At 67.9% G+C, this 13,303-nt stretch carries 20 protein-coding genes; 7 read left to right on the top strand and 13 right to left on the bottom strand.

Features of this window, described 5'->3' with window-relative positions; genetic code table 11:
* Positions 1-109: 109 nt before the first annotated feature.
* The gene (locus KAF39_RS15600) at positions 110-1,354 is read left to right on the top strand and encodes an MFS transporter (RefSeq protein ID WP_210678514.1); all 1,245 of its coding nucleotides are present in this window, start codon (positions 110-112) and stop codon (positions 1,352-1,354) included.
* Positions 1,355-1,366: 12 nt separating this feature from the next.
* On the opposite strand, the gene KAF39_RS15595 is transcribed toward KAF39_RS15600, so the two are convergent.
* The 7 genes from KAF39_RS15595 to KAF39_RS15560 all read right to left on the bottom strand — a co-directional run bounded on the left by KAF39_RS15595 (position 1,367) and on the right by KAF39_RS15560 (position 4,480).
* Complete coding sequence (locus KAF39_RS15595) at positions 1,367-1,762, bottom strand: hypothetical protein (RefSeq protein ID WP_210678403.1); 396 nt, start codon at positions 1,760-1,762, stop codon at positions 1,367-1,369.
* A 125-nt stretch (positions 1,763-1,887) separates the two neighbouring features.
* Positions 1,888-2,328 carry a pilus assembly protein TadG-related protein gene (locus KAF39_RS15590; RefSeq protein ID WP_210678401.1) on the bottom strand — a complete coding sequence of 147 codons (441 nt, stop codon included), beginning with the start codon at positions 2,326-2,328 and terminating at the stop codon, positions 1,888-1,890.
* On the bottom strand, positions 2,325-2,759 hold the full coding sequence (locus KAF39_RS15585) for a TadE family protein (protein ID WP_210678399.1): 435 nt from the start codon (positions 2,757-2,759) through the stop codon (positions 2,325-2,327). Before KAF39_RS15585 ends, KAF39_RS15590 begins: the two co-directional genes overlap by 4 nt.
* On the bottom strand, positions 2,749-3,147 hold the full coding sequence (locus KAF39_RS15580; RefSeq protein WP_307805234.1) for a TadE/TadG family type IV pilus assembly protein: 399 nt from the start codon (positions 3,145-3,147) through the stop codon (positions 2,749-2,751). Before KAF39_RS15580 ends, KAF39_RS15585 begins: the two co-directional genes overlap by 11 nt.
* A 1-nt stretch (position 3,148) precedes the next feature.
* Positions 3,149-3,328: a hypothetical protein gene (locus KAF39_RS15575; RefSeq protein ID WP_210678397.1), complete on the bottom strand. Its 180-nt coding sequence runs from the start codon at positions 3,326-3,328 to the stop codon at positions 3,149-3,151.
* 100 nt (positions 3,329-3,428) lie between these two features.
* On the bottom strand, positions 3,429-3,809 hold the full coding sequence (locus KAF39_RS15570) for a TadE/TadG family type IV pilus assembly protein (RefSeq protein ID WP_307805233.1): 381 nt from the start codon (positions 3,807-3,809) through the stop codon (positions 3,429-3,431).
* Positions 3,810-3,970: 161 nt separating this feature from the next.
* Positions 3,971-4,480, bottom strand: a complete 510-nt coding sequence (locus KAF39_RS15560) for a hypothetical protein (protein ID WP_307805232.1) — start codon at positions 4,478-4,480, stop codon at positions 3,971-3,973.
* A gap of 145 nt (positions 4,481-4,625) precedes the next feature.
* Between KAF39_RS15560 and KAF39_RS15555 the strand changes: the two genes are divergently transcribed.
* A complete protein-coding gene (locus tag KAF39_RS15555) occupies positions 4,626-4,967 on the top strand; it encodes an ATP-dependent DNA ligase (protein WP_210678395.1) in 342 nt (113 codons plus the stop codon).
* Between the two features lie 649 nt (positions 4,968-5,616).
* On the opposite strand, the gene KAF39_RS15550 is transcribed toward KAF39_RS15555, so the two are convergent.
* Positions 5,617-6,018, bottom strand: a complete 402-nt coding sequence (locus KAF39_RS15550) for an arsenate reductase ArsC (RefSeq protein WP_210678393.1) — start codon at positions 6,016-6,018, stop codon at positions 5,617-5,619.
* 84 nt (positions 6,019-6,102) lie between these two features.
* Between KAF39_RS15550 and KAF39_RS15545 the strand changes: the two genes are divergently transcribed.
* On the top strand, positions 6,103-6,477 hold the full coding sequence (locus KAF39_RS15545) for a metalloregulator ArsR/SmtB family transcription factor (RefSeq protein WP_307805231.1): 375 nt from the start codon (positions 6,103-6,105) through the stop codon (positions 6,475-6,477).
* 89 nt (positions 6,478-6,566) lie between these two features.
* On the opposite strand, the gene KAF39_RS15540 is transcribed toward KAF39_RS15545, so the two are convergent.
* Positions 6,567-7,130, bottom strand: coding sequence for a hypothetical protein (locus tag KAF39_RS15540; protein ID WP_210678389.1), 564 nt, complete (start codon positions 7,128-7,130; stop codon positions 6,567-6,569).
* A gap of 72 nt (positions 7,131-7,202) precedes the next feature.
* Positions 7,203-7,712: a MarR family winged helix-turn-helix transcriptional regulator gene (locus KAF39_RS15535; protein WP_210678387.1), complete on the bottom strand. Its 510-nt coding sequence runs from the start codon at positions 7,710-7,712 to the stop codon at positions 7,203-7,205.
* Between the two features lie 137 nt (positions 7,713-7,849).
* Here KAF39_RS15535 and KAF39_RS15530 point away from each other — a divergent pair, with 137 nt between their 5' ends.
* Both KAF39_RS15530 and KAF39_RS15525 read left to right on the top strand, forming a co-directional pair.
* Positions 7,850-8,464: a hypothetical protein gene (locus tag KAF39_RS15530; RefSeq protein WP_246878781.1), complete on the top strand. Its 615-nt coding sequence runs from the start codon at positions 7,850-7,852 to the stop codon at positions 8,462-8,464.
* Between the two features lie 42 nt (positions 8,465-8,506).
* A complete protein-coding gene (locus KAF39_RS15525) occupies positions 8,507-9,580 on the top strand; it encodes a signal peptidase I (protein ID WP_210678385.1) in 1,074 nt (357 codons plus the stop codon).
* Here KAF39_RS15525 and KAF39_RS15520 read toward each other — a convergent pair.
* Positions 9,534-10,277 (bottom strand): YafY family protein, encoded by a 744-nt coding sequence (locus tag KAF39_RS15520; RefSeq protein WP_210678383.1) that lies wholly within the window; start codon positions 10,275-10,277, stop codon positions 9,534-9,536. The genes KAF39_RS15525 and KAF39_RS15520 overlap by 47 nt on opposite strands.
* A 73-nt stretch (positions 10,278-10,350) precedes the next feature.
* On the opposite strand from KAF39_RS15520, the gene KAF39_RS15515 reads away from it, so the two are divergent.
* On the top strand, positions 10,351-11,082 hold the full coding sequence (locus KAF39_RS15515) for an alpha/beta fold hydrolase (protein ID WP_210678381.1): 732 nt from the start codon (positions 10,351-10,353) through the stop codon (positions 11,080-11,082).
* A 148-nt stretch (positions 11,083-11,230) separates the two neighbouring features.
* Positions 11,231-11,503 (top strand): hypothetical protein, encoded by a 273-nt coding sequence (locus tag KAF39_RS15510; protein WP_210678379.1) that lies wholly within the window; start codon positions 11,231-11,233, stop codon positions 11,501-11,503.
* 39 nt (positions 11,504-11,542) lie between these two features.
* Here the strand turns inward: KAF39_RS15510 and KAF39_RS15505 are convergent, their stop codons facing one another.
* Both KAF39_RS15505 and KAF39_RS15500 read right to left on the bottom strand, forming a co-directional pair.
* Positions 11,543-11,839 carry a hypothetical protein gene (locus KAF39_RS15505; protein ID WP_210678377.1) on the bottom strand — a complete coding sequence of 99 codons (297 nt, stop codon included), beginning with the start codon at positions 11,837-11,839 and terminating at the stop codon, positions 11,543-11,545.
* 197 nt (positions 11,840-12,036) lie between these two features.
* Complete coding sequence (locus tag KAF39_RS15500) at positions 12,037-13,272, bottom strand: MFS transporter (RefSeq protein ID WP_282595540.1); 1,236 nt, start codon at positions 13,270-13,272, stop codon at positions 12,037-12,039.
* Positions 13,273-13,303: the final 31 nt, after the last annotated feature.

Below are 13,303 nucleotides of genomic sequence, written 5' to 3'. Positions count from 1 at the left end.
AACGTGCCGCCCGCTCCTGCGGGGACGGCGGTGTCGGGGGCCCGACACCGGGCGGAGTAGCGTGAGGGACGTGAGCAGTGCATCCACGGTCCTCCGTCAGTTCGGGCCGATGGTGTACCTGCCGACCGTCCTCTTCTCGCTCGGCGAAGGGGCAGTGATCCCGCTCATCCCCGTGATCGCCGCGTCGATGGGGGCGGATGTCGCTTTCGCGGCCCTCGTCGCCTCGGCGCTCGTGGTCGGCCAGCTCTGCGGCAACCTGCCGGCGGGATGGGCGGTGGGACGCATCGGCGAGCGCTTCACGATGGTGATCGCGGGCGGCATCGCGATCCTCGCGGCCGCCGGGATGGTGTTCGCACCGTCGCTCGGGGTCCTCGCGGCGTCGGTGTTCCTCCTCGGCCTGTGCGCCGCCGCTTTCGGACTGGCGCGGCATGCGTTCATGACCACCCGGGTGCCGCTGGCGTTCCGCGCCCGATCGCTCTCCCTGCTCGGCGGGAGCTTCCGTCTGGGCATCTTCATCGGACCGTTCGTCTCCGCGGGGCTCCTCCAGCTCTTCGGCACCGAGGCCGCGGCCATCTGGTTCTTCCTCGCCTGCCTCGTGGTGATGGTGGTGCTGGTGCTCTTCGGGCCCGATCCCGAGAAGACCGTGGCGCCTCTGCGCACGACCGACCGGTTCGTGGAGGACAGCGGTGAGGCCGTGAGCGGATCGATCCCGACGATCGAGCGGGCGGGCATCTTCCAGACGATGTGGCGGCAGCGCGGTGTGCTCGGCCGGCTGGGGCTCGCCGCCGCGTCTCTCTCGGCGCTGCGCTCGGCTCGACAGGTGGTCCTGCCCTTGTGGGGGCTCTCGCTGGGCCTCGACGCCTCGACCATCGCGCTCGTCGTCGGCGTCTCCGGAGCGATCGACTTCGCCCTGTTCTATGCGAGCGGGCAGGTGATGGACCGCTTCGGTCGGCTCTGGGCGGCGATGCCCGCGATGGTGCTGATGGGCGCCGGGTTCCTCGCCCTGTCGGTCACACACGACCTCGATTCCGCGGTGCTCTGGTTCGGCATGTTCGCGGCCGTGCTCGGGGTCGGCAACGGACTGTCGAGCGGCATCCTGCTGACCTTGGGGGCGGACGTGGCGCCCCGACGCGACCCCGCGGCCTTCCTCGGCTCGTGGCGGACCCTGACCGACGCCGGTGGCGCGGTGGCCCCGCTCCTCGTCTCCGGCATCACGGCGATCGCGTCCCTGTCGTTCGCGGCGGGAGCGATGGGCGTGATCGGGCTCGTCGGCGCGGCCGGATTCCTCCGCTGGATCCCCCGGTTCGTGCCCCGCACTCCCCCGGGCGCCCCGGCCCCGCCGGAGGGCGACTGAGCGATCGCGCGCCTACGGGGCTCGATACACGTTCCGAGAGATGGGCACCGCCTCCGCCGGGACCGCGCCTCCGTCGGGAATGACCCAGTACGTCTCATCGCCGAAGGAGTAGGTGCCGCCGCTTCCGCATGCGCTGAACCAGCGGTCGCCGGACGACGTCAGGAAGCAGATCGGATGCTCTTCGCCGTGCGCGACCCACACATCCGCGTCACCGCTGGCGCCGACCCAGCGCGCGCTGTCGACCTCGAACCCTTGGAGCACATTCGCGGGAAGGCCGGCGGGGAGCTCGATGCCCGTCGACGCCGCGCTCGTCAGATCGGAGAAACCTCCGCCTGACCCCGCGCACCCGCTCGTCCCCACGACGAATAGCGCGGCAACCAGAGCCAAGACCGTCCGGGGCAGGTTCATATCGCGTCATTTCGCACACATGGAAGATATCAAACACCTCACACGAAGACACTCGGATGTCATCACGAATCGTCGCCATCGTCCCCTGGGAGCGCATTCCCGCCGGAGAGCGCGACAGCCACGAATCAGCGCAGAGCCGTGCGACTCGTCGCGGTCGCCTGCAGTGTCATCCCGTCGGGGACGAAGGGCGAGATCAGCGGCGGGTGCCAGACCGCCGCGACCGTGACGCGGGCGCTGACGCCGTCAGGCGTGCCCGCCTCGACGACGGTCGCCTCGAAGCCGGCGTCGCTGACGAGCGGACGCGCCTCCGCCGAGACCCCGTCGTCGGTGAGCGCGGCCTGCGGCGTCTCCCCCACCACCTGCACCGTGAACCCGTCGGCGCCGGCGAGCGCCGCCGCGTCGGCGAGCCCGTCCAGGCGCTTCTGCGCGACGTAGAGATCCGTCGCACAGGCACAGACGAAGATCACGGCCAGCGCGAGCAGGAGATACCCGAGGACGAGGAGAAGGACGCTCCCGTCGTCGGCATCCGCCGCACTGCCGGCCCGTCCGAGAACACGCACTCTCATCCGTCGCTCCCCCGCCGGGACACCTTCTGCACCGACACGGCTTCGACCGGGACCGATACGGCTTCGTCCAGACCGAGCACGCTCGGGACCAGCGGCAGCGCCACCCGCGTCGAGACCGTCACCCGCACCGTCGCTCCCGCCGTGGGGCATGCCGTGCTCCGCGGGGTGCAGGTGACGGCGACCTCGATCGCGTCGGGGTCGAGGCCGTACTCGTCGATGATCCCTGCCAGCACCTGCTCGCCGCGTTCGGCACCCTGCGCGGTGGTCGGCGCCGCCGCGAGGGCCCGGGCGGCCTGACGCGCGGCGGCTTCGACGCCCAGGGATTGCTCCTGCACTGCGCCGATCGCGATCACGAGGTAGAGGAGCGGGACGAGCAGCAGGACGCCGACCGCGATGAACTCCAGCGAACTCGAACCCGCCTCATTCCGCATCGAACGACTCCGCCGGGGCCTGGGCCTCCACCTGCAGTCCGGCAGGCACCCCGAGCAGCCCGAACACCGGAAGCGTGGCACGGATGCACACCTCGACGGTGCCCTTCTCGCCCTGCCGGGACGGCGCGACGGTGATGTCGTCCGCATACGAGGCACCGACCGCGCGGCGGATGACCTCGCGCGCCCGCTCCTCCCCCTCCTGCGTGGTGGTGTCGGCGAGAGCCGCGTAGTACGCCCCCTCGACGGCCGCGTCGTGGAGGACGTTACGCACGTAGATCGCGAAGGCCAGCTGCAGCACCGCGAGGGTGAGGGCGGTCAGCAGCGTGCCGACCAGCACGAACTCCACCGGGTTCGACCCGCGCTCGTCGAGGGCGGCGGACAGCCGCACGTCAGAGCCCCGACACCCGCTGGATGGCCTGTTCGAACAGCGACGTGAGCGCCGGGCCCGCGACCGCCCAGATGAGTACCACGAGTCCCGCGGTCATCAGCGTGACAAGCACCCATCCCGGGACGTCGCCCCGTTCATCGTCGTGGAAGGCACGGAGAAGCGAACGCGCGCGAGAGATCATGCGGACAGTGTGCCCCGGGGGTCACCACCTCCGCGGACGTTATCCACAGGGCAACACCCACCGGCCCGGCGGCCCAGGCCGACCCCGGGCGAGCCCGTCATCACGCGTCCTCACCGTTCATCGGCCGCGCACGCTCGGTCAGATGTTCGGCTTCGTCCACCGCATGTCTGTCTCCGGCTCTGACCGTGACACTCGCCCGCTCGACGGAACACACCGCGAACCACCGCCTGTCGCCTTCATGCGAGCGACCGAGCGCGCGGCGGATGACCTCGCGCGCCCGCTCCTCCCCCTCCTGCGTGGTGGTGTCGGCGAGAGCCGCGTAGTACGCCCCCTCGACGGCCGCGTCGTGGAGGACGTTGCGCACGTAGATCGCGAAGGCCAGCTGCAGCACCGCGAGGGTGAGGGCGGTCAGCAGCGTGCCGACCAGCACGAACTCCACCGGGTTCGACCCGCGCTCGTCGAGGGCGGCGGACAGCCGCACGTCAGAGCCCCGACACCCGCTGGATGGCCTGTTCGAACAGCGACGTGAGCGCCGGGCCCGCGACCGCCCAGATGAGTACCACGAGTCCCGCGGTCATCAGCGTGACTATGTCCTGATGCCGGAGCCGAGGCGGGCGCGCCGCACCTCGGCCTCGTCGAACCTTAGTCGTTGGCGATGAGTGCGTCGTGTCCTGGGAGATGGGCGGGGCGGGAGAAGGTCACCGATTCGGCGAGGTCCGCGACTGCCGCTGCGCGTCGCTGTTCAAGCTCGGTTGCTTCGCTGAACCGGAGTGCGGCCAGTTCTCGTTCGGCGCGCAGGTTGAGAGTGATCGCGGCGAGGTGGTCTGCGATGACATTGGCGAGACCGTCGCGGAGTTCTTCAAGGTTGGTGTTGGCGATCTCGAGGCGTCGGTCTGATACGCGGAGTTCGACGGTGGGGAACCCGGATGACTTCAGGTAGTCGCGGGTCGACGCGTCGTGGATCGCGGCGACCTCGTCGCGGTCCGCTTGACGTGTGAACACCGCCTCGACGGTATAGCGGTCGGGAGCGTTGTCTGTCATCAGTGTCGCCGGCAGCGAGCCGACCAGGACGGAGCCGAGGCCGAGCGGGGAGTCGTTCTTCAGTTGTGTACCCATTTGCTGACCGTACGCCCTGAAGATGTGCGCGTTCACAGACTGCTCGGAGTATCGGAGCGGGACGGCTCTAGCGTGGACGGCTGAATGGTGACACAGTAAGGTCATCCCCACACAGCGATCGACCGGGTTGCGCCTCTTGGCACGGGTTTCCGTGGAGAAACCAAGCAGAGGAAACCCGACCATGGGTAAGTTCATCTACGAAAACGGGCCGCGCGTCGACATCGACGACCGCGCCCTCACCCACATTCAGCTCGTCATCACCGCGAAACTGCGCCGCGGAGAACCTCTCCCTTTCTCATGGAAAGACGACGCGAGTCTCGGTGGAGGACGAACCACGGTGTGGATCCACGCGGCCTCCTCAATGGTGTTCAAGTACACAGTCGCAGCCCACTCGTCCATCAACCGCTCATGGGTCGATGCACTCGCATTTACGGCGAACTCCCCCTCCGGCATGTACCTGACACCGGAGCCCCGAGAGGGCACGACACTGGACGACGACCTGAAGACCGCCTCGCACAAGTAACCCCCCTCACCGGGTGATGTGAGGGTCATAGCGTCGCGCGCATGGGAGAGCAGACGGTGGTGCAGACGGAGATCGTCGTCGTTGGATCTAGCTTCATCCTCGCGTCATCGCATGACGCGGAAGCACTCCGAGTGCGCAATCAGAACAGCGGCGACGTCCATGGGTGACTTTGTGGAGTTCGTTGCCGCGGGTAACCGTGGAGTGAGCACACTTGTCACGCCCAGCAGCCGCGTTGCGATCATCGCCGAACAAGTCACGCGCGACTCTGCTGCGTCATCGTGCCGCACTCCCGCAGGTTATGCTCCGAGCGCTATGAGCGCCGCACGAGGATGACGATCGGGTATGGCCTCTCGAGATTGTCGTCGCGATCGGCGCCGGCCCGGCACTCTTGCCGAGCGGTTGAGTCGGTGGTCTGCAGACGCCGGGATTCCGGCAAGCGTCGCGCGACGACGAAGCCACCCCTCCCGCATCTGTGCGACCTCGACCAGGGTATCGCTCTCGTCATTAGGGTGACTCCTGTCTGGTGACACCGCGCCCTCCTGACTGTCGCCAGGAGGGCGTCGTGAGCTGATCGCTCAGCAGCAGGGAATGCCCCCGCAGCACGGTTCGGTCTCGGTCATCTCGTCACCTCCCTCGGTTGACTCCGATGTCACTTGGTCAAGCTCAAGAGAAGCTGGCGCACACGCGTCTCGATCTCGTCTCGGACCGATCGGACGAAGGCAATATCTCGCCCCGCTGGGTCCGAGAGCTCCCAGTCTTCGTAGCGCTTTCCCGGAAAGATCGGGCACGCGTCGCCGCACCCCATAGTGATCACGGCGTCCGCGTCGCGGACGTCCTCCGTGAGGAGCATCTGTGGCACCGCTTGAGAGATGTCGATCCCCTTCTCGCGCATGACTTCGACTGCAGCAGGGTTGATCTGTTCACCAGGCTCGGACCCGCCTGATCGAACTTCTACCGTCCCGCCGCTGAGCGCCCGCGCGAAGCCGGCGGCCATTTGGGAGCGCCCGGCGTTATGCACGCAGACGAACAGGACGGTGGGCTTATCACTCACGCGAAACTCCTTAGATCGATGATCTTCGATGTAAGCCTGAATCAATACATCGACGTTTGTCAATGCATATGGGATGATGAAGGTGTGACAACGACCGACCTGCTGCCCCTCCGCGACCTCGCGGCCTGCTGCTCGCCGGTCGCGGGAAGCCCCATCGATCCTTCTACCGCCGAGCAGGCGGCGCTCGCATTGAAAGCCATAGCCGATCCCGCGCGGCTTCGAATCCTCTCAATGGTTGCCGTGCACATCGATCGTGAAGCCTGTGTCTGTGACCTCACCAAGCCCCTCGGCCTGCAGCAGTCGACGGTCTCTCACCACCTGCGCATCCTCGTGAACGCCGGGCTTCTGTCTCGAGAGAAGCGAGGAACCTGGGCCTACTACAGCCTCAATCCGGGCGCACTCGACTCCATCTCAGGGATTGTCGGCAACCTCGGTGCCCCCGTTCAGGGCGGCGTCTGACCAGGGTGTACCCCCGGTCATCAGTGTGAATAGTGCTAGATCCCTGCGTGGGGATCAGAGCAGAGTCGCAAACGGCGCACGCTCGAAGACTACCCCTCCGAATTTGCCCCCGCCTGTTCATCGTTGGCGATGGCATCCCGTAGTTCTGAAAGGATCGGCCACGTCGCAAGTTCGGAGACGCCGACGATGCCACGCTCGCTAAGGCTCGCATAGAGTGCCCTGGCACGATCGATCTCGTCCAGCAGACAGTGCCGAACCAACACGAACTCGGCGGAGGACGAAGAGACGTCCCAGGCTTCGACGTCGGCTCGCACGGCTTCGATGCCGTGAAACATCTTTCGGGCGTGGTAAGAACTCGCCCGGATCATCTCGCGTGATCCGGCCTCGGGCACTAGATCTCGCACCCGCTCGTAAATCGGAGCCGCGGCCGCGTACCTACCGCCGACGAGGAACTCATAGGTGTCCTGGACCAGCGCAAGATCATCGTGCGCCCCGGCCGTGGCATCTGTCGCACGAACCGCGGTAACCGCAGCCTGGCAGAGGGAGATTGCGGCAACCGCCATGTCATCGAGGGTGACAAGCACCCATCCCGGGACGTCGCCCCGTTCATCGTCGTGGAAGGCACGGAAAACCGAACGCGCGCGAGAGATCATGCGGACAGTGTGCCCCGGGGGCCGCCACCTCCGCGGGCGTTATCCACAGGGCACCGCCCGCCGTCGATCCGGCTACGCGGACCCTGCGTCGACCGCACTGCGGGCGATGTCCCCGCTGACCTGAGCATCCAGCTCGCGGCCGAGCGAGTGGCACCCCCGCAGGAACGCCTCGCGCCATTCGGGCCGGACGCTCGCCTCGATGGCGCGCGCGTACGCGTCGCGCACCCGGTCGACGATCATCACCCCCTGCGGGGTGAGGCGCAGGAATGTGATGCGCCGATCCTTCGGGTTGCCGGATCTTTCGAGCAGCCCGCGCGACTCCAGCCGATCGAGCAGCGCGGTGACAGCTCCTCGACTCATCTGCAGGTAGGCGCCGACGGATTTCGGGGTCGCGGCCTCGTCGCCCGCCGTGGTCAGGCCGAGGTACTTCAGCACGCGTACGTCGGTCGGGTTCAGGCCGCTCTGCACGCCCACGTGCTGCACGACGCGCGCATGCTCGACCTGCATGCGGTGAAATCCGTCCACCATCTCCTCGATCGTGATCGGAACGCTCGGCGATTCCGAGGGCCTGTCATCGTCCACGGGAAGACCTTATACGAAAATCATACGTCTAGTCTTTCTAACAGTACGAAAGTCGAACTATGTGTAGACTTTCGTCCAGTCCCGATGGGTCCTCGCCACCGCGAGGTCCACCCGAACCCCGAACGAATGGAACCGTCATGGCTCGCTTTGCCGCTCTCCGCCCCTCCGCACGGACGGCCCGAATCACCACCCTCGCCGTGGTGCCGCTCGCCCTCCTGGCTTCGGGCCTGGTGGTGTCGCAGGCGTCGTACTCGGCCTTCTCCGCCAGCACGTCCGACGGCGGCAACGCCTGGTCCATGGGCTCCGTCGCGCTCAGCGACGACTCCGCTCAGGAGGCGCTGTTCTCCGCGAGCAACCTCAAGCCGGGGTCCGCCGACACGAACTGCATCGCGGTCACGTCGAGCGGATCCCTCCCGTCGGCCGTGCGCCTGTACGCGACGGATGTGCGGCAGACCGGCAACCTGGGGTCCTACGTGACGCTCCAGATCCGCCAGGGCACCGGCGGCGGCCACGGGACGTGCGCAGGCTTCACCCCCGCGACGACCTCGCCCGTGCTGTACAGCGGATCGTTGTCCAAGTTCGCCGGCGCGAGCACGTCGTACGCGACGGGCGTGGGCACCTGGCAGCCCACCGGCACCGCCGAAGAGACGGTGGTCTACGAGATCAGCTACGCCGTCTCCCCCGACGCCCCTTCCTCGGTCATGGGCGCCACGGCGTCGCTCGGCTTCACCTGGGAGGCGCAGAACCTCTGACCCATCCGGGACGAGGTCCGACACGAGCGGGGAGCACGGAGCATGGGGATCGACGAGAGCATCACGAGGACGGGCCGCACCGCGACAGCCCTCGCCTGGACGAGGCTCGTCGTCGTCACCGCGAGCCGTGGCCTCATCGCGATGGTGGCGGGCCTCGCCCTGTGGGCCGTCGGGCCGGCCCTGCTCGGCTGGCACGTGACGACGGTGTCCTCCGACTCGATGCGCCCCGCCATCGCGGCGGGGGACGTGGTCGCCGCTCGTCCGGCGGACGCCGATCAGCTGCAGGCCGGGCAGGTCCTGCTGTTCGCCGATCCCGACCATGCCGAGCGGCTGCGCCTGCACCGTTACGCGGAGAGCACGGCCGAGGGTGCGATCATCACAAAGGGTGATGCGAACCCGGAGGCCGACTCCTCCCCCGTCGACGCGTCCGACGTCATCGGTGTCGGTGTGCTGCGGGTGCCCCTGTTCGGCCAGCCCGTCGTCTGGGCGCAGACGCAGCAGTGGGTACCGTTCACCGCCACCACTGTCGTGCTGCTCGCGGCCCTCGTAGTCGCCGTCCAGCCCGCCGTGCGGCGCGGCGCCGTCCGTTCGGAGACACCACCCCCCGGTTGGCAGGCACCGCCGGACGACCATCGGCTGAGGTCGCACCGGCAGGGACCGGCGGGGATGCGACGCCGCCGCCGGGCCCGCCGACGGGGATCGACGGTCGTCGCGGCCGTGGCACTCGCCTCGATCGGCCTCGCGCTGGCGACGCCGATCTCCACGGCACACGCCGCGTTCGCGTCATCGACGGGGCAGCACACGACCCTCGCTGCGGCGGTGGCAGCGGCCCCACAGGGCCTGCAGTGCACGACCAATTCGGACCGGACGTCGACTGTCACGTGGGAGCACCCCGGCGGCGGCCAGAGCTTCACCCTGCTCGTCGACGGACGTCCGGCGGGCACCCTCGGACCCGACGCGCGAAGCGCCAAGATCTCCCTCTCGAGCCTCTTCTCCTGGTCTCGTCAGAAGATCTCGATCCGTTCCGATCTGGGCGGCTCGTGGACGGCGACGTCGAGCACCGTCAGCGTCAGCGTGTTCTCGTTCCTGGGACTCGGGTCGGTGCGCTGCGTGTGACCCCGCCTCCACCATGCACCGGCCGGGCGTTCTCGGGTGGTTCCCCCACCTCGTCCACGGTGTGTCCGCTGCAGGCCATGGTCGTCACGCGCGCCCGCTCGATGCGCGACACCGCGAACCATCGCATCGCGTCTCGCAGACGACACCATCCGACCAGATACCAGCGCCCGCTCGTGGAGGCGAACAGCACGGGCTCCACATCGCGCGCCGTGGTGACGCCGTCCTGTGCCGTGTAGCGGAGGCGGATCACCCGCTGTTCCGCCATCCCCTCCTCGAGCGCCGACCGGGTGGCGCGCGACGGCGCGGGAGGCGCCTGCACCCAGATACGCTCGGCGAGCTCATGGGCGTGTGCTCGCGTCGCGGGATCGAGGACGTCCATGATCTTGCGGATTCCGGCGGCCGCCAGGTCGGCATAGGGGGCGTCGGGTGCCGCGGACACCGCTGCCATGAGCGCCACAGCCTGAGTGGGAGAGAGCGTGACCGGCCGCAACGACCCGCCGTCCACGAGCCCGTACCCGCCGCCGGGACCGGGGCGGGACCAGAGGGGAGCGCCGCTGTTCTCCAACGCATCGAGATCGCGCTTCACGGTGCGCACCGACACCTCGAACTCTCGGGCCAGACGCTCGGCGGAGACACCCCGGGTGCCGCTGCGTCGCAGCGTCTCGGTGAGGGCATGCAGCCGTTCCGCACGCCTCATCCGTCGAACCTCATCGAATTCATGACATAAATAGTGACACGGGCTTGTCCTCCGGGGCTGCGAGGGTGGGGATATGACGACGACAGCGAACACTCCGCCCCTCCTCCTCATCGCCGGGCACTGGCTCGGAGGATGGGCATGGGACGAGACCAGGGAACACCTCCACGCCGACGGCCTCCGTGCCGTCGCGATGACTCTGCCCGGCCTCGACCCGGAAGACCCCGACCGGACCACGAGAACTCTCGACGACCAGGCCGCGGCGATCCGTGACGTCATCGCGCAGCATGGCGACCAGCCGGTGGTGCTCGTCGCGCACAGTGGTGCCAACGCTCCCGTCAGCCTCATCCTCGATCGGCATCCCGAGTTCGTCGCCCGGGTGGTGTGGGTCGACTCGGGCCCGGTGGCGAGCGGCAGCGTTTTCGCCCCTGACCTTCCGGAGGAGGTGCGAGAGGTGGCTCTCCCCCCGTTCGAGGTACTCGGGCAGCAGGCGAGCCTCGACGGCCTGAGCCCCGACGTCCTCACGCGATTCCGGACGCGTGCGGTGCCGGAGCCGGCGTCCGTGATGCGGGCGCCGGTCGTGCTCGACAACGACGCCCGCCATGCCGTTCCCACGACTCTGGTCTGCTGCTCCCTCTCGACCGAGCAGGTGCAGGCGTGGGCCGAGGCCGGCCACCCCATGTTCGCCGAGGTCGCCCTGCTCGAGAACGTCGAGATGATCGATCTCCCCACCGGGCACTGGCCGCAGTGGAGCCGGCCGCGCGACCTCGCCGACGTCATCCGAACGGCCGCGTCACGCACCCGCTGACCCGTGCCTCCACGGTCGGAAGGGGCGGCCTGACTCGCCCCCCCTTCCGGCTGTCGACAGGCGTCACACGGGAAGAACCTTTTACTCTTGCCGCGGTGATCGCACAACCCCGGGTTCGGTCACGAGGACGAGGGTTAGCCTGGCACGCATGCGCCCCGGACCTGACGACGAGATGCGCGCCAGAGTGGAGATCGACGGGCTCACCTACCCGTTGCCTCCCGGTACCGACGTCGACGCACTCCGCGAGGGGATCCAGAGCGCGGCGCGGGCGGAGCCCACGTTCGTCTCGTTCGCGACATCAGACGGCATCGCCAGCGTCCTCGTCCGCCCGACCTCTCAGGTGTTCATCTTCCAGGTCCGGGTGACCGACGTGGTCAGCCTCGAGGCCGACCTCGGCGGACTCCCCGACTGGGAGGTCTGACCGCCTCGTCCGATCCGCCGGAGTGGGGTGGACCAGGGATCAGGAGGTGAACTCGTCGAGGACGAGCTCTCCTCGGGAGTTCAACCGCTCCATCATGTGGCCGACACGTGCCGGGTCGATGGACGGAGGCGGCTCCTCGTCGAATTCGAGCACCAGCGGGATGGCCGGATGCATCCAGGTGGAGAGCCGACCCGGGGTCTTCTTTCCCGAGGGCCACGTCATCATGAAGCTCTCCTGACGGCGAAGCTTCGTGGCGATCACGATCTTCAGGTGGGCCAACAGCACGTCCTCGACTTCGATCGGCGGACGAGAGCTGTTGTACTCGAGACTTCCCATAGTCAAAAGGTACCCCCGCCGGGTCCCCCCGCCGACCACTCATCCGATGCCGAGTCGGAGGATGAAGTCCGCCCGGCCTGCTCGATGAGCGTGCGCTTGGCCTCCTCCCGCCACCGGCGAGCCCGTTCCCACCTCGAGGACCACGCGCCGCTGGCGAGCTCAGCGCTCCGCGACGCCCTGGGGCTGAAAAGAGCGACTCACCGAACGGTCAGTTTTATCTCTTCGACGGGACCAGTCGTTGGACGTGGACCGAAGAGTCCGACGAGCAGAGAGGCGAAGGCGAGGGCGCATGTGGCCCAGAGCATCGGAAGGATGCCCGAATTCTCGACCATGAGCCCGCCAACTGCGGCGCCGAGGGCGATGGAGCCATTGAAAATGCCGACGTAGAGACCGGTGATGTGCTCGACTCGATCCGCCGCTGCTGTCGTCATCCACAATTGTGCGCTTACCGACACGCCGCCGTATGCGGCTCCCCACAGGGCTATGGCGGCACCAGCGGCAAGGGCGTTGGTACCGAACCTGGCGAGAATCACTATCGCGACCGTGATCCCGGCTGCTAACAAGAGCACGGTGAGGCGAGGTCTGCGTCCGGCTGCGGCTCCGGCTGCAAAGTTCCCCGCCAGTCCGAACAGGCCGTAGAGGAGCAGGAGCAGAGCGATGGCGTTCGCCGAGAAGCCGGTCTGGTTCTCGAGCACGGGGCGCACGTACGTGTAGGCGGCGAAGTGTGCCGTCACGAGCAGCACCACCACCATCAGACCGGTGATGACCGCCGGACGCAGCAACGACATACGCGGCACGGCCTCGACAGCTGAGATGTTGGCCTCTGGGCGGCGCAGCGTCGGCAACGCGATCAGGATTGCGAGCGCGATGACGAGCGCGAGAGCAGAGAGAGAGCCGAATGCGAGCCGCCAGCCAAAGGCATTGCCAACGAACGTACCGAGTGGGACACCGAGCACCGAAGCAGAAGCGACACCGCTGACGGCGAAGGAGACCGCGAGTGCGATGTTGCGCGGGGCGACGAGCCGGGTCGCCACAGCGGAGGCAATGCCCCAGACGATGCCGATGCCGATGCCGAGCAGGACGCGTGACACCACCATCAGTCCGAAGTCACTCGCCATTGCGGTCACGGCATTCCCTATCGCCAGGACAACCATCGCCGCTGCGAGTACCTTGCGGCGATCCAAGTTGCCGAGCACTCGGGGGGCGACCGGCGCGGTGACAGCGGAGACGAGGCCGGTGACGGTCAGGCTCATGCCGACAGCGCCCCCGGGAATTCCCAGACCATCAGCCATCGGTGTCAGCACCCCGACGGGCAGCATTTCGGAGGTGACCACGAGGAAAGTCGCCAACGTGAGCACGCCGACGGCGACCCACTGAGGCAATGATGTGCGATTCTCTCGGACCGAAGCTGGAGCGGATGCAGAAGAGCCCATGACTACGAGTCCACCGTCTGACAGCATTCAG

This window comes from Microbacterium sp. BLY (assembly GCF_017939615.1).
Classification (GTDB): domain Bacteria; phylum Actinomycetota; class Actinomycetes; order Actinomycetales; family Microbacteriaceae; genus Microbacterium.
The sequence above is the reverse complement of the archived record's forward strand: the minus strand, read 5'-3'. Positions and strand labels throughout refer to the sequence as shown.

Coding starts and splice junctions, on each gene's coding strand:
- KAF39_RS15600 (WP_210678514.1), top strand. CDS start 110: ATGGTGTACCTGCCGACCGTCCTCTTCTCGCTCGGCGAAGGGGCAGTG.
- KAF39_RS15595 (WP_210678403.1), bottom strand. CDS start 1,762: ATGAACCTGCCCCGGACGGTCTTGGCTCTGGTTGCCGCGCTATTCGTC.
- KAF39_RS15590 (WP_210678401.1), bottom strand. CDS start 2,328: ATGAGAGTGCGTGTTCTCGGACGGGCCGGCAGTGCGGCGGATGCCGAC.
- KAF39_RS15585 (WP_210678399.1), bottom strand. CDS start 2,759: ATGCGGAATGAGGCGGGTTCGAGTTCGCTGGAGTTCATCGCGGTCGGC.
- KAF39_RS15575 (WP_210678397.1), bottom strand. CDS start 3,328: ATGATCTCTCGCGCGCGTTCGCTTCTCCGTGCCTTCCACGACGATGAA.
- KAF39_RS15555 (WP_210678395.1), top strand. CDS start 4,626: ATGGGTAAGTTCATCTACGAAAACGGGCCGCGCGTCGACATCGACGAC.
- KAF39_RS15540 (WP_210678389.1), bottom strand. CDS start 7,130: ATGATCTCTCGCGCGCGTTCGGTTTTCCGTGCCTTCCACGACGATGAA.
- KAF39_RS15530 (WP_246878781.1), top strand. CDS start 7,850: ATGGCTCGCTTTGCCGCTCTCCGCCCCTCCGCACGGACGGCCCGAATC.
- KAF39_RS15525 (WP_210678385.1), top strand. CDS start 8,507: ATGGGGATCGACGAGAGCATCACGAGGACGGGCCGCACCGCGACAGCC.
- KAF39_RS15520 (WP_210678383.1), bottom strand. CDS start 10,277: ATGAGGCGTGCGGAACGGCTGCATGCCCTCACCGAGACGCTGCGACGC.
- KAF39_RS15515 (WP_210678381.1), top strand. CDS start 10,351: ATGACGACGACAGCGAACACTCCGCCCCTCCTCCTCATCGCCGGGCAC.
- KAF39_RS15510 (WP_210678379.1), top strand. CDS start 11,231: ATGCGCCCCGGACCTGACGACGAGATGCGCGCCAGAGTGGAGATCGAC.
- KAF39_RS15505 (WP_210678377.1), bottom strand. CDS start 11,839: ATGGGAAGTCTCGAGTACAACAGCTCTCGTCCGCCGATCGAAGTCGAG.
- KAF39_RS15500 (WP_282595540.1), bottom strand. CDS start 13,272: ATGGGCTCTTCTGCATCCGCTCCAGCTTCGGTCCGAGAGAATCGCACA.